Source organism: Rhodococcus sp. CH91 (genome assembly GCF_022554085.1).
Lineage (GTDB): Bacteria > Actinomycetota > Actinomycetes > Mycobacteriales > Mycobacteriaceae > Rhodococcus.
In genome coordinates this window covers 32,790-45,117 of sequence record NZ_JAKFYR010000007.1, presented here as the reverse complement: position 1 = coordinate 45,117, position 12,328 = coordinate 32,790, and the positions used below count along the sequence as shown (strand labels likewise).

The window sequence follows — 12,328 nt, the reverse complement described above, 5'->3', positions numbered from 1 at the left end:
GGGTCGTCCCGGCGCGGCCGGCAGCGTCGTCGCGGCGGGCTCGGTGCTCGCCGCCTACGGTGCGACGGTGGCCCTCGCGAATCGCTGCGCGCTGCCGCGCCTCGCATCGGGTCCGGAAGTCGACGAGCCGGTCACGGTCGTGGTTCCCGCCCGAGACGAAGCCGCCCGCATCGCAGCGATCGTCTCCGACCTGCGGGCGCAGCGAGGTGTCGCCCGCCTGCGCGTGGTGATCTTCGACGACGACTCGTCGGACGGCACTGCCGATCTCGCCGCCGCGGCTGCCGGCGCCGACGACCGCGTCACGATCGTGCGATCGACCGAACCACCGCCGGCGGGGTGGACGGGCAAGGCGGCGGCGTGTGCCGCAGCCGTCGCCCGGGCCGGAGCGGTGACGGACACCGGGGCGGTGGTCTTCGTCGACGCCGACGTGCGACTGGCTCCCGACGCGATCGCCGCGTCCGTCACGCTGCTGCGCTCCCGGGACGCAGCGCTCGTCTCGCCGTTCCCGTACCAGCTGACCGGTTCCGTCCTCGAGCGCCTCGTGCAACCACTGCTGTTCTGGTCCTGGTTCGCTCTGCTGCCCGTCGCAGTGGCCCACCGCACGTATCGGCCGTCGATGGCGGTCGCGTGCGGGCAGTTCCTCGTCTTCGATGCGCGCGCCTACGCCGCGATCGGCGGGCACTCGGCAGTCGCGGCGAGCCCGACCGAGGATCTCGACCTCGCGCGGGCTCTGCGCCGCGCCGGACTGCCGACGACCGTCGCCGCCGCAGGACCGCTGGCCTCGTGCCGCATGTACGACGGGCCCGGGCCGCTCGTCGGCGGGTACACCCGCTGGCTGTGGTCGGCCTTCGGTTCGCCTGCCGGTGCTGCGGCGGTGGTCGCGCTGTATCTCCTCGCGTACCTCGTGCCGCCGGTGGCAGCGGTGACCGGGCGCGGACGGATACGACGCTGGGGCGTGGCCGGGACGGGAGCGGGTGTGCTGTCGAGACTGCTCGCGCGGGGCACCGAACGAGGTGGCCGTCGCCACCCGGACGCGCCCGGCCGGGCGGGCGAGGATGTGATCGACGCGCTGGCGCACCCCGTCTCGGTCCTGTCCTTCGGGGCGCTCACGGTCTCGTCTCTCCGGGCCCGCCGGCGGGGACGTACCCGCTGGAAGGCCCGTATCCTGCCCTGACGGCCGCGCCGGTCGGTCAGGCCGGTTGCGCTGCCGGTACTTCGAGCTCGTAGCCGAGCCGGGTGAGCACCTCGCTCGTCGCCCGGGCGAAGTTCAGGGTGATGAAGTGCAGGCACGGCGCACCCTCGGAGATCAGCCGCTCACACATCTCCGTGGCGACCTCGATGCCCACTTCGCGCACCGCGGCCCGGTCCTCCTCGGGTCCGTCACCGGCGGCACGGCGCAGGCGGTCCTCGAGCGCGGCCGGCAACTGCGAACCGGACAGTTCGAGGCTGCGGCGGGCCGAGCGCAGCGACGTGATGGGCATGATCTCGGGAATGATCGGCTTGAGTCCCTGCTCGGCGTCGTGGGCCACCACCCGGTCCCGCAGCCGGAGATAGTGCTCGACGTCGAAGAACATCTGGGTGATCGAGTACTCGGCGCCCGCGCGCAGCTTCTGCACCAGATACCGCGTGTCGTGATCGAGGTCCGGGGAACGGTGGTGTCCCTCGGGGAAGGAGGCGACGCCCACGTGGAAGTCGCCGAGTTCGCGGACCAGCCGTACCAGCTCGTCGGCGTGCTCGAGCCCGTCCGGATGCTTCTCCCACTCCCCGAGCGGATTGCCCGGCGGGTCGCCGCGCAGAGCCAGGATGTTCGTGATCCCGCGATCGGCGTAGGCGCCGACCATCGCGCGCAGTTCGTCGATGCTGTGCCCGACAGCGGTCAGATGCGCGACCGGCAGCAGGGTGGTCTCCTCGGCGAGACGTCCGGTGACGCGGACCGTACGGTCGCGAGTGGAACCGCCGGCGCCGTAGGTCATGGAGACGAATGCCGGGCCGAGACGTTCGAAGGTGCGCACGGCACGCCACAGTCGGCCCTCGGCCTCGGCGTCGCGAGGCGGGGAGAATTCGACGGAGAACGGGATCCGGCCCGAACGCGCGGACCCGAGACGGTCCACGATCGACGGGGTCCGAGAGATCCCGCCGTCCTCGGTTGCCCTGACGAAGTCGCTTGTCACCGGTCCAGCATAGGTCGCCCGCTTCCGGCGGCCGTTACCGGCGACGGACCGGGGGTACGGATAGGCTGGTCCCGGCGCCCCGTCTTCGCTCGCCTCCGGGGTGCTCTCACCCATCGACCAGGAGGTTTCGTCCTGTCCAGCGGCGCCGATCCCCTTCGTACCGAGAACTTCCCCGAACGCGTGGAGGATGCCCTCCGGCAGTTCTTCGCCTCACGCGCCGACGTGGTCGACACGGTCGGTGGTGGATACCGCGAAGCCGTCGACACCCTCGAAGCGTTCGTCCTCCGCGGCGGTAAGCGGGTGCGCCCGCGCTTCGCCTGGACCGGCTGGCTCGGCGCCGGCGGGGATCCGGCCGGGCTCGGCGCCGACGCGGTGCTGCAGGCGTGCTCCGCGCTCGAACTCGTGCAGGCCGCCGCCCTCGTCCACGACGACATCATCGACGCCTCGACCACCCGCCGGGGCTTCCCGACCGTGCACGTCGAATTCGCCGAGGAGCACCGCCGGGCGGGCCGGCACGGCAGGCCGGAGCAGTTCGGCGAGTCGGTGGCGATCCTGCTCGGCGACCTCGCGCTGGTGTGGGCGGACGACATGCTGCACTCGGCGGGTCTTCCGGCCGAGACGGTCGCCCGGGTGACGCCGGTCTGGGCAGCGATGCGGACCGAAGTGCTCGGCGGGCAGTATCTCGACATCGCCAACGAGGTGGCCGCCGACGAGTCGGTGGAGGCCGCGATGCGGGTCAACCGTTTCAAGACCGCCGCCTACACCATCGAACGCCCCCTGCACCTCGGTGCGGCGCTGGCGGGCGCCGACGCCGACCTGATCGATGCCTACCGCCGCTTCGGCACCGACATCGGCATCGCCTTCCAGTTGCGCGACGACCTGCTCGGAGTCTTCGGCGATCCGGAGGTCACGGGCAAGCCTTCCGGCGACGACCTGCGCTCCGGCAAACGCACCGTGCTCTACGCTCTGGCCCTCGAGGCTGCGGACGCCGCGGATCCGGCCGCTGCGCAGCTGCTACGTTCCGCGATCGGCACGGATCTGTCCGACGACGAGGTGGAAAGGATCCGCGCGCTCCTCGTCGATCTCGGTGCCGTCGCGCAGATCGAGACCCGCATCTCGACGCTCACCGACAGCGCGTTCGAGGCCCTCGAGACATCCGGCGCCACCGAGGAGGGCAAGGCTCTGCTGAGGGAGTCCGCGTTCGCAGCGACCCGACGGGCGGCGTGAGGGCCGTGCGGACGGTTTCCGGCGCGCACCGCATCGTCGTGGTCGGGGCCGGTCTCGCCGGCCTGTCGGCGGCGCTGCATCTGCGGGGTTCCGGGAAGGACGTGACGGTGCTCGAGCGCGACGACGCCGTCGGCGGACGGGTGGGTGCCTATCCGGGTCCGGGCTACGAGATCGACAACGGCGCCACCGTGCTGACGATGCCGGAATTGATCGACGACGCGCTCGCCGCCGTGGGCGCGGACCGGCTCTCGGTCGACCCCGAACTGCGGATCACGCGGCTCTCCCCCGCCTATCATGCACGCTTCGCCGACGGCACCTCGATCGACGTGCACTCCGATCCCGCGATCATGACCGCCGAGATCACGCGGGTGTGCGGACCGGACGAAGCGAAGCGCTATCTGCGGCTCAGAGCGTGGCTCGCCGACATCTTCGACGCCGAATTCGACCGCTTCATGGACGCGAGTTTCGATTCTCCGCTGGATCTGGTCTCGTCCCCCGCGGCGCTGCGCGATCTCGCGCGACTTCTCCGCCTCGGCGGGTTCGGCAGGCTCGGCGCCCAGGTGGACCGCAGGATCACCGATCCGCGGCTGCGTCGCGTCTTCACCTTCCAGGCTCTGTATGCCGGTGTCGCTCCGGCCCGGGCCCTCGCCGTCTACGGGGCGATCGCGCACATGGACACCTCGCTCGGGGTGTTCTCGGTGGACGGCGGTATGCGGTCGGTCGCACGGGCGATGGCCGGGGCTCTCGTCGCCGCCGGTGGCCGGCTCGAGCTCGGACGGACGGTGTCCTCCCTCGATTTCGTGGGCGGCCGGGTCGACGGTGTGCGCACGGAGGACGGGCAGCGCTTCGCGTGTGACGCCGTGGTCCTGACTCCGGACACCCCGGTGGTCGACGGCCTGCTCCCGCACCGGCGCCGCCGCGTCCTGGCCGCACCGTCCGCTGTGGTGCTCCACGGATCGATCCCCACCGACGTCTCCCGCCGCTGGCAGGCACAGCATCACCACGTGATCGACTTCGGTGCCGAATGGGACCGGACGTTCGACGAGATGACCCGACCGCGCGGTCGCGGACGTCTGATGTCCGATCCCTCGCTGCTCCTCACGCGGCCTGCGCTGTCCGATCCCGGGCAGCGTTTCGAACGTGACGGCGTCGAGCACGAGCCGTTGTCGGTACTGGCGCCGTGCCCGAATCTCGACAGCGCACCGTTCGCCTGGGCGCAACTCGCCGCCCCCTATCGCGACGAACTGCTCGATGTTCTCGATCGGCGGGGATACCGAGGGATCGCGGATCGGTTCCGGGTGGACCACCTGGACACCCCCGCGACCTGGGCTGCACTCGGCATGCAGGCGGGCAGCCCGTTCTCGAGCGCGCACATATTCCGGCAGACCGGACCGTTTCGGCGTCGCAACCTCGATCCGGCCGTGCCCGGAGTGGTGCTCGCGGGCTCGTCGACCGTCCCGGGAGTCGGAGTGCCCACCGTCCTGTTGTCCGGTCGCCTCGCCGCGGAACGCCTCGGTGTTCCGCGCGTGCGGCGCGGCCGGGCGCAAACGACGCCGTCTCTCCACTAAACTGTCTTCGTTCGCCAGCGCCTGCGCTCGTCGCAGCACCTACCACCTGCGCTTTCGCAGTAGATGCCCACGGGGGAGGAACCCAACCGATGTCGTCCCCTGCCTCCTCGGACGCCGAACACGAGGCCTCGGCTGCAGAAAACGGGACCGACGCACCGCTCCGCGAGCGCTCGGCACTCGGATTCCTGAGGAGTCCGGCCGGCAACGCGACCCTGCTCGGCGCGTGCGGGGCGGTGCTGATGACTTTCGGCAGCTTCGGCGCGGGCAGCGTCCGACGCGTCGACCCGCTGCTCGAGGACATGTACCTGTCGTGGCTGCGCTTCGGCCACGGCCAATTGCTGTCCACGATCATCCTGTGGGTCGGTGTGCTCCTCATGATCGGCGCGTGGGTGCGCGTCGGGCGTGCGGCCCTCGCCGGGCACGTGACGGTACGCGACCTGTGGACGGTGCTGCCTGCGTGGACCGCTCCCCTGCTCGTGGCCACACCGATGTTCAGCCGGGACGCGTACTCCTATCTCGCGCAGGGGGCGCTCCTGCGCGAGGGTTTCGACCCGTACTCGGTGGGTCCGGTCGTCAACCCGGGAATCCTGCTCGACAACGTCAGCAACGTGTGGACGACGACCACCACCCCCTACGGTCCCGTCCATCTGCTCCTCGGCGCGGGGATCACCTCGATCACCGACGACAATGTCGTGACGGGCACGTGGTTGTGGCGACTGACCATGCTGCCCGGCCTGATTCTCATGGCCTGGGGGGTACCGAAGCTCGCGCGCCGTGTGGGCGGGAATCCCACGATCGCGCTGTGGCTCGCGGTGCTGAACCCGCTCGTGCTGATCCACCTCGTCGGTGGAGTGCACAACGAACTGCTCATGGTCGGCCTCATGATCGCCGGCATCGTGCTGGTGCTCGAAGGGCGCCATCTCGGTGGTATCGCCCTCGTCTCGATGGGCGCCGCGATCAAGGCGACCGCAGGATTGGCATTGCCCTTCCTCGTGTGGGTCTGGATGGTCCACGAGCGCGACCGCGCGCTGGCCGAGGGCCGTGAACCGGCTGCGCCCGTCCGCCTGTTCTTCAAGGCTGCCGGCCTGGGACTCGTGGTGTTCGGTGCGGTCTTCGGTGGAACCTCCCTGCTCGCGGGGGTCGGTATCGGCTGGCTCACCGCCCTGTCCGGATCCTCGAAGATCATCAACTGGCTGTCGTTGCCGACCATGATGGCGCACGTCGGCACGTGGGTGACGCCCTGGCGCCTGGGTTCGATCCTCGAGGTCACGAGGATGCTCTGCGCGGTCGCGCTGGTCGTGATCCTCGTCTGGGCATGGTGGCGCTTCCGCCGCACCGAGCGCGACGCCGTTCTCGGCATCGTCGTCGCCCTGACCGCCGTGACCCTGCTGTCGCCGGCTGCTCTGCCCTGGTACTACTCCTGGCCGCTCGCGGTCGCGGCGGCATTCGCGATGTCGCCGCGGGTACTCATGCTGCTCGTCGGGTTGTCGACCTGGCTCATGCTGGTCTTCAATCCCGACGGCTCCATCGGGATGTACAACATCGCGCACGTCGCGCTGGCGGTATTCGCCTCGATCGTCGCGGCACGGGCCCTGGTGACCTACGACCCCCTGCACCTGCGGTTACGGCCGAGACCGCCGCTCTCCGGTCCCGTCCAGGGCGATCGTGCCTGACGATCTCGACCGGGCATATGCCCACTGCGCCGAGCTCACCGCCGAGCACGGACGCACCTACAACCTGGCCACCCGGCTCCTGCCCGCCCCACGACGACGCGCCGTTCACGCCCTCTACGGCTACGCCCGGCACGTCGACGACATCGTCGACGTCACCGCCGTCGACGATCCGGCCGGTGCACTCCTCGGTGTCGACGACGCCCACGTCCGGCTGCGCGCCGCGCTGGCAGGAGATCCGGGTCCGCTCGACGACATCGGACTGGTGGTGCGGGCGCTCGCCGACACGATCCACCGGTACGGCATCCCGGTCGGCCACTTCGACGCGTTCATCCGTTCCATGCGCATGGATGTGCCGGGCACTCCCGAGTTCCGGCCCCACTATCGCGACATGGCGGAACTACGCGAGTACATGTACGGCTCGGCGGCGGTGATCGGGCTCGAGCTGCTCCCCGTCTTCGACGTCGACGATCCCGCGGCCGCGCCCGCTGCGGCCGCTCTCGGTGAAGCCTTCCAGCTCACCAACTTCATCCGCGATGTCGGAGAGGACCTCGGGCGCGGGAGGCTCTACATCCCGCTCGAGCTGTGGTCGGCGTTCGGAGTCGACGTCGACCTGCTACAGGAGGGCAGGCGCACCGGGATCGCCGATCGCCGGGTCCGCCGAGCACTCGCCCACGCGGTCGCGCTGACCCGCGCCGAGTACCGCAAGGCCGAACCCGGCCTCCGATTGTTGCCCGAGAGCATCCGGCCCGGTATCCGCACCGCGTTCGTGCTCTACGGCCGCATTCTCGACGAGGTCGAGCGCAGCGATTTCCGGGTGTTCGACAGGCGCGCCTCCGTGCCTCGCCGGACCCGGGCCGCGGTCGCACTCACCGAATACGTCACCGGCACAGTGCGGCGCCGCTGACGGCCTTCGTCACCGCGGTGATCAGAAGGCGAGCGCCTGCGCGCGTCGCATCACCTCACGTGCGGACTGTGTCCGCATCGCGGCGACCGGAGAGCCGCCGGGCAGCGACTCGTCCTCGTGGAACAACCACTGCAGGATCTCGTCGTCCTCGAAACCACCGTCGTGCAGCACCGCGATCAGGCCGGGAATGCCCTTGAGGATGCCACCGTCCTCGTCGAGGAAGGCCTCGGGCACCACGGGCACCCTGTCGCGCTTGAAGGCCAGCAGCTGCCGGTCGCGCAGCATCTGGTGCACGCGCGTGATCGCGACGCCGAAGCTTTTCGCCACGTCGACGAGCTGCACCACGGGTACGGAGCGGTCGAGGACGTCGTCGCAGTAAGGAATGGCACTCACCCCACTACGTTATCGCTGCGCCCGGAGCGGTAGCTACGCGGCTACCACCCGCCGGAGCTGGCTACGATCGACGGGGACGAAATCGGTTCGCGTTCGCGACGTCGAACCGCTCGTCGCGTCGATACCGCGAGGACCCGGGTACCGACGTCCCACGAATTCCGCACGAGACACGGGGGTACACCGGGTGACTGGAGGCGACCGACTGGTCGGCGTCGTACTCGACCGGCGTTATCGCATCGAATCACAGATCGCGCGGGGTGGCATGTCCACCGTCTACCGCGGTACCGACCTGCGTCTCGACCGCCCGGTCGCGGTGAAGATCATGGATCCGCAGTTCGCGGCCGATCCGCAGTTCCTGGCGCGGTTCGAGTTCGAGGCACGCTCCGTCGCGCGGCTGACCCATCCCGGGCTGGTCGCGGTCTACGACCAGGGCCAGGACGGCGATCACGTCTTCCTCGTGATGGAACTCGTCGAGGGTGGCACGTTGCGCGAGCTGCTGCGCGAACGCGGGCCGATGCCCCCGCACGCGGCGGCAGCAGTGGCGGCGCCGGTGCTCGGCGCGCTCGCCGTGGCCCACCGGGCCGGCCTCGTGCACCGCGACATCAAACCCGAGAACATTCTCATCTCGGGGAACGGTGAGGTGAAGATCGCCGATTTCGGGCTCGTGCGCGCAGTGGCGGCCGCGACGACCACCTCCCGCAGCGTGATCCTCGGCACCGCCGCCTATCTGTCCCCGGAACAGGTCACCACCGGGAGCGCGGACGCGCGGAGCGACGTCTACTCGGCGGGTGTGCTCGTCTACGAGATGCTCACCGGCCGCACGCCGTTCACCGGCGACACCTCACTGTCGGTGGCCTACCAACGGGTGGAGAAGGACGTACCGGACCCGAGTTCGGTCATCGACGGTGTGCCCACGGAGCTGGACACCTTCGTTCGCCGGGCGACCGAGCGTGAACCGGGCGAGCGTTATGCGGACGCCCAGGTCATGGCCGACGCCCTCGGGGAGATCTGCAACACGCTCGATCTGCCCCGCTACCGGGTGCCGGCGCCCAGACGGTCCGCGGTACAGGCAGCGCCCCGGACCCCGGATCCCGTGGTGCCTGCCGCCGGCTCCGACGCTCCCACCGCGGACCGGCACGATCCCGTCCCCCCGACGACGGTGCTCGGCGCGGCGGAGGCCTCGGCCGCGCACGCGCCGACGACCGTGCAGACCGCCGTGCCGGAGACATACGGCCCGAACAGCCCCGACCTCCCGCCTCACCCGACGCGGGTCGCCACCCGGACCCACCCGCGGCCGGACACCGAACCCGTCGTGCCTCGCCCCGACTACGGCGCCGACCGGCGTCGGCAGCGGCGCTCGGCAGCGGCCTGGATCGCAGCGGTCATCCTGCTCGCCCTGTTCATGGGCATCGCCGGATGGTGGCTCGGTGCCGGCCGCCTCACCGACGTGCCCACCGTGCTCGGTCTCGACCGGGCCGCTGCGGTCTCCGCCATCGAGACCGTCGGACTGTCCAGCGAGATCCGCGGCGAATACTCCGACGACGTTCCCGTGGACACCGTCCTGGGCACCGATCCCTCCGCAGGCTCACGCGTCCCCGACGGCGACACCGTCGCGCTGCTCGTGTCCCTGGGCCGGCCCACGGTGCCGTCCATCTCCGGCGCCGGGGAGCGATCCGTCATCGAGGACGAACTACGTCGCCGCACCTTCGAACCCGTCGACGGCGGCACCGCGTTCAGCACCACCGTGCCCGAGGGAGGCGTCGCCGCCCTCGACCCCGCACCCGGGACCGTCCTGCCGGTCGGCTCCGAGGTGGAACTCGTGATCAGCAAGGGCTCTCCCCCGGTGACCCTGCCCGATCTCGCCGGCCGGAGCGTGGACGAAGCCCGGCGCATGCTCGACGAGGCCGGACTGACGGTCGGAGAGGTTCGCGAGGTCTTCGACGCGGACGTCGACGAAGGACTGGTGGCCGGAACCGAGCCCGCCGAGGGCGAGACCGTCAACGCCGGCGGCACGGTCACCCTCCTCGTGTCGAATGCGGTGAAGGTGCCCTCGATGCTCGGTCGCTCGGTAGGGTCCGCCCGCGACGAACTGACCCGCCTCGGTTTCGAGGTGGAGGTGCGGCAGGTCGCGGATTCGGACCGCTCGGTGGTGATCGCCCAGGATCCCGGAGCGGGCCGGAGAGCAGAACAGGGCAGCACGGTCACCCTGACCGCACTGCCCTGATCACGTCCGCTGCCCCGACCTACCGGCGGGGCATCCCCCGCAGGNGGTCACCCTGACCGCACTGCCCTGATCACGTCCGCTGCCCCGACCTACCGGCGGGGCATCCCCCGCAGGACCTACCCGCGGAGCATCTCCACAGCACCTACCCGCGGAGCATCTCCACAGCACCTACCCGCGGAGCATCTCCGCGACGAGGAACGCAAGTTCGATCGACTGCTGCGTATTCAGGCGCGGATCGCACGCCGTCTCGTACCGGCCGTGCAGGTCCAGATCCGAGATGTCCTGGGCGCCGCCGAGGCACTCGGTGACGTTCTCCCCGGTCAGCTCCACGTGGATGCCTCCGGGATGGGTGCCCAGCGCGCGGTGCACCTCGAAGAAGCCCTGCACCTCGTCGACGATGCGATCGAAATGGCGGGTCTTGTAGCCGGTGGAGGCCTCGTGGGTGTTGCCGTGCATGGGATCGCACTGCCAGATCACCTTGTGACCCGAGGCCTCGACGCTCTGGATGATGCCGGGCAGCAGGTCGCGGACCTTGTTGTGCCCCATACGCGAGATCAGGGTCAGGCGGCCGGGCCGATTGGTGGGATCGAGCCGCTCGACGTACTCGACGGCCATTTCCGGCGTCGTCGAGGGGCCGATCTTCAGTCCGATCGGATTCGACAGCAGCTCGGCGAAGGCGATGTGGGCGCCGTCGAGCTGACGGGTGCGATCGCCGATCCAGAGGAAGTGGGCCGACAGGTCGTACAGGCGCGGTTCGTCACCGGAGTTGTCGAGTCGCAGCATCGCACGCTCGTAGTCGAGGACGAGCGCCTCGTGGCTGGCGTAGATCGTCGCTGCCCGCAGGTTGGGGTCGACGACACCGCACGCGTCCATGAATCGCAGGCCACGGTCGATCTCCGAGGCCAGCGCCTCGTAACGGGCGCCGGCCGGCGAGGCCGCCACGAATTCCCGGTTCCAGTCGTGAACGCGGTGGAGGTCTGCCTCCCCCGCGGCGGTGACGGCACGCACGAGGTTCATCGCCGCGCTCGCATTGGCATAGGCACGCACGAGCCGCGACGGATCGTGGGCGCGCACCGCGGGATCTGCGACGAGGGAATTGACCATGTCGCCGCGATAGGAGGGCAGACCGAAGGCGTCGGTGTCGGACGACCGCGGCTTGGCGTACTGCCCCGCGATACGAGCGACCTTCACCACCGGTGTGGATGCGCCGTAGGTCAGCACCACCGCCATCTGCAGCAACGTGCGGATGTTGCCCTTGATGTGCGGTTCGGTGTTGTCGGCGAAGGTCTCCGCGCAGTCGCCGCCCTGCAGGAGGAAGGCCTCACCGCGAGCGACCGCGGCGAGCTGATCCTGCAGCTCCTCGACCTCGCGAGGCACGGTGATGGGGGGCACGCTCTCGAGTACGGTACGCATCGCCGCGGCCTGTTCCTCGGGCCAGCTGGGCTGCTGCACCGCCGGTTTCGCGAGTGCCGCGTCGAGGTTCGCACGCAGCTCCTCGGGCAGCGGAGGCAGTTCGGGCAAGCGGTCGATCGGCACGTCGACAGTCCAGTTCACATGTCCAGGATATGGCGTCGGGACCGGGAGGTCCGAAGCACCCCGGCTGCGCGCGTCATCGCGACCGGCGTGCAGCCTCGATCGCTTCGAACTTCGCGAGGTTGTGCCGGGCATCCGCGAGCGCGTCGTGGTTGTCGTCCGGTACGGGCGGCAGCGGCGGACAGCCGGCATCCTCCCAGTACTGGCGCAACTCCCGGGTGTAGCGCGGCAGCACATCCGGGAATTCCGGCATGGTGCCCCAGAGCTGCGCGAGCACGACGTGGTCGTACGCACCGATCCAGGCCCACAGTTCCGGGCGCACCCCCGGACGCGGCACGAAGAATTTCAGCAGGTCGTCGCGGATCCTCGACCGGGAACGCCAGGCGGGATGTGCCGGGGACGGAAGCTTCGGCAGCACGTTGCGCCGCACCCAGGCACCGGCCCGGGACGGATCGAACTCCGTCGAGACGGCATAGAACTCCCGGCCGTCCTCACAGGCGACACCGATCGACACGAGTTCGATGGTGCGACCATCCTCGATGAACTCGCAGTCGTAGAAGTAGCGCACCGTGCCACCCTATGCCGCGCGCTCGGCGGCCGTCGCCGCGGTACCGGGACGGCTGCCGTGGTGCGGC

The 12,328-nt window shown here is 70.3% G+C and carries 10 protein-coding genes; 6 read left to right on the top strand and 4 right to left on the bottom strand.

All coding sequences use genetic code 11. The annotated features are described in order from the left end of the window. The first annotated feature begins 67 nt into the window (after positions 1 to 67). Positions 68 to 1,174, top strand: coding sequence for a glycosyltransferase (locus tag MOM01_RS14685; protein WP_241386163.1), 1,107 nt, complete (start codon positions 68 to 70; stop codon positions 1,172 to 1,174). A 16-nt stretch (positions 1,175 to 1,190) separates the two neighbouring features. Here the strand turns inward: MOM01_RS14685 and metF are convergent, their stop codons facing one another. Continuing rightward, positions 1,191 to 2,171, bottom strand: a complete 981-nt coding sequence (gene metF, locus MOM01_RS14680; RefSeq protein ID WP_374112309.1) for a methylenetetrahydrofolate reductase [NAD(P)H] — start codon at positions 2,169 to 2,171, stop codon at positions 1,191 to 1,193. A gap of 180 nt (positions 2,172 to 2,351) precedes the next feature. Between metF and MOM01_RS14675 the strand changes: the two genes are divergently transcribed. From MOM01_RS14675 to MOM01_RS14660, 4 genes are all read left to right on the top strand, one after another. Further along, on the top strand, positions 2,352 to 3,398 hold the full coding sequence (locus MOM01_RS14675; protein ID WP_308196993.1) for a polyprenyl synthetase family protein: 1,047 nt from the start codon (positions 2,352 to 2,354) through the stop codon (positions 3,396 to 3,398). Between the two features lie 5 nt (positions 3,399 to 3,403). Then, a complete protein-coding gene (gene crtI, locus MOM01_RS14670) occupies positions 3,404 to 4,966 on the top strand; it encodes a phytoene desaturase family protein (protein WP_241386162.1) in 1,563 nt (520 codons plus the stop codon). A gap of 89 nt (positions 4,967 to 5,055) precedes the next feature. After that, positions 5,056 to 6,639: an alpha-(1->6)-mannopyranosyltransferase A gene (locus tag MOM01_RS14665; protein WP_241386161.1), complete on the top strand. Its 1,584-nt coding sequence runs from the start codon at positions 5,056 to 5,058 to the stop codon at positions 6,637 to 6,639. Beyond that, positions 6,629 to 7,543: a phytoene/squalene synthase family protein gene (locus MOM01_RS14660; RefSeq protein WP_374112313.1), complete on the top strand. Its 915-nt coding sequence runs from the start codon at positions 6,629 to 6,631 to the stop codon at positions 7,541 to 7,543. Before MOM01_RS14665 ends, MOM01_RS14660 begins: the two co-directional genes overlap by 11 nt. A 21-nt stretch (positions 7,544 to 7,564) precedes the next feature. Here the strand turns inward: MOM01_RS14660 and MOM01_RS14655 are convergent, their stop codons facing one another. Then, positions 7,565 to 7,936 carry an Rv2175c family DNA-binding protein gene (locus MOM01_RS14655; protein ID WP_241386159.1) on the bottom strand — a complete coding sequence of 124 codons (372 nt, stop codon included), beginning with the start codon at positions 7,934 to 7,936 and terminating at the stop codon, positions 7,565 to 7,567. 262 nt (positions 7,937 to 8,198) lie between these two features. Between MOM01_RS14655 and MOM01_RS14650 the strand changes: the two genes are divergently transcribed. Further along, positions 8,199 to 10,160 carry a Stk1 family PASTA domain-containing Ser/Thr kinase gene (locus tag MOM01_RS14650; RefSeq protein ID WP_241386352.1) on the top strand — a complete coding sequence of 654 codons (1,962 nt, stop codon included), beginning with the start codon at positions 8,199 to 8,201 and terminating at the stop codon, positions 10,158 to 10,160. Positions 10,161 to 10,328: 168 nt separating this feature from the next. Here the strand turns inward: MOM01_RS14650 and MOM01_RS14645 are convergent, their stop codons facing one another. Together MOM01_RS14645 and MOM01_RS14640 are read right to left on the bottom strand one after the other, a co-directional pair. Then, entirely contained in the window at positions 10,329 to 11,714 is a 1,386-nt protein-coding gene (locus MOM01_RS14645) for a class II 3-deoxy-7-phosphoheptulonate synthase (protein ID WP_241386158.1), read from the bottom strand. Positions 11,715 to 11,769: 55 nt separating this feature from the next. Continuing rightward, positions 11,770 to 12,261, bottom strand: coding sequence for a polyadenylate-specific 3'-exoribonuclease AS (locus tag MOM01_RS14640; RefSeq protein ID WP_241386157.1), 492 nt, complete (start codon positions 12,259 to 12,261; stop codon positions 11,770 to 11,772). Positions 12,262 to 12,328: the final 67 nt, after the last annotated feature.

Excerpts from the sequence above, each read along its gene's own strand:
- MOM01_RS14665 (WP_241386161.1), top strand. The coding sequence starts at position 5,056 with ATGTCGTCCCCTGCCTCCTCGGACGCCGAACACGAGGCCTCGGCTGCA.
- MOM01_RS14650 (WP_241386352.1), top strand. The coding sequence starts at position 8,199 with ATGTCCACCGTCTACCGCGGTACCGACCTGCGTCTCGACCGCCCGGTC.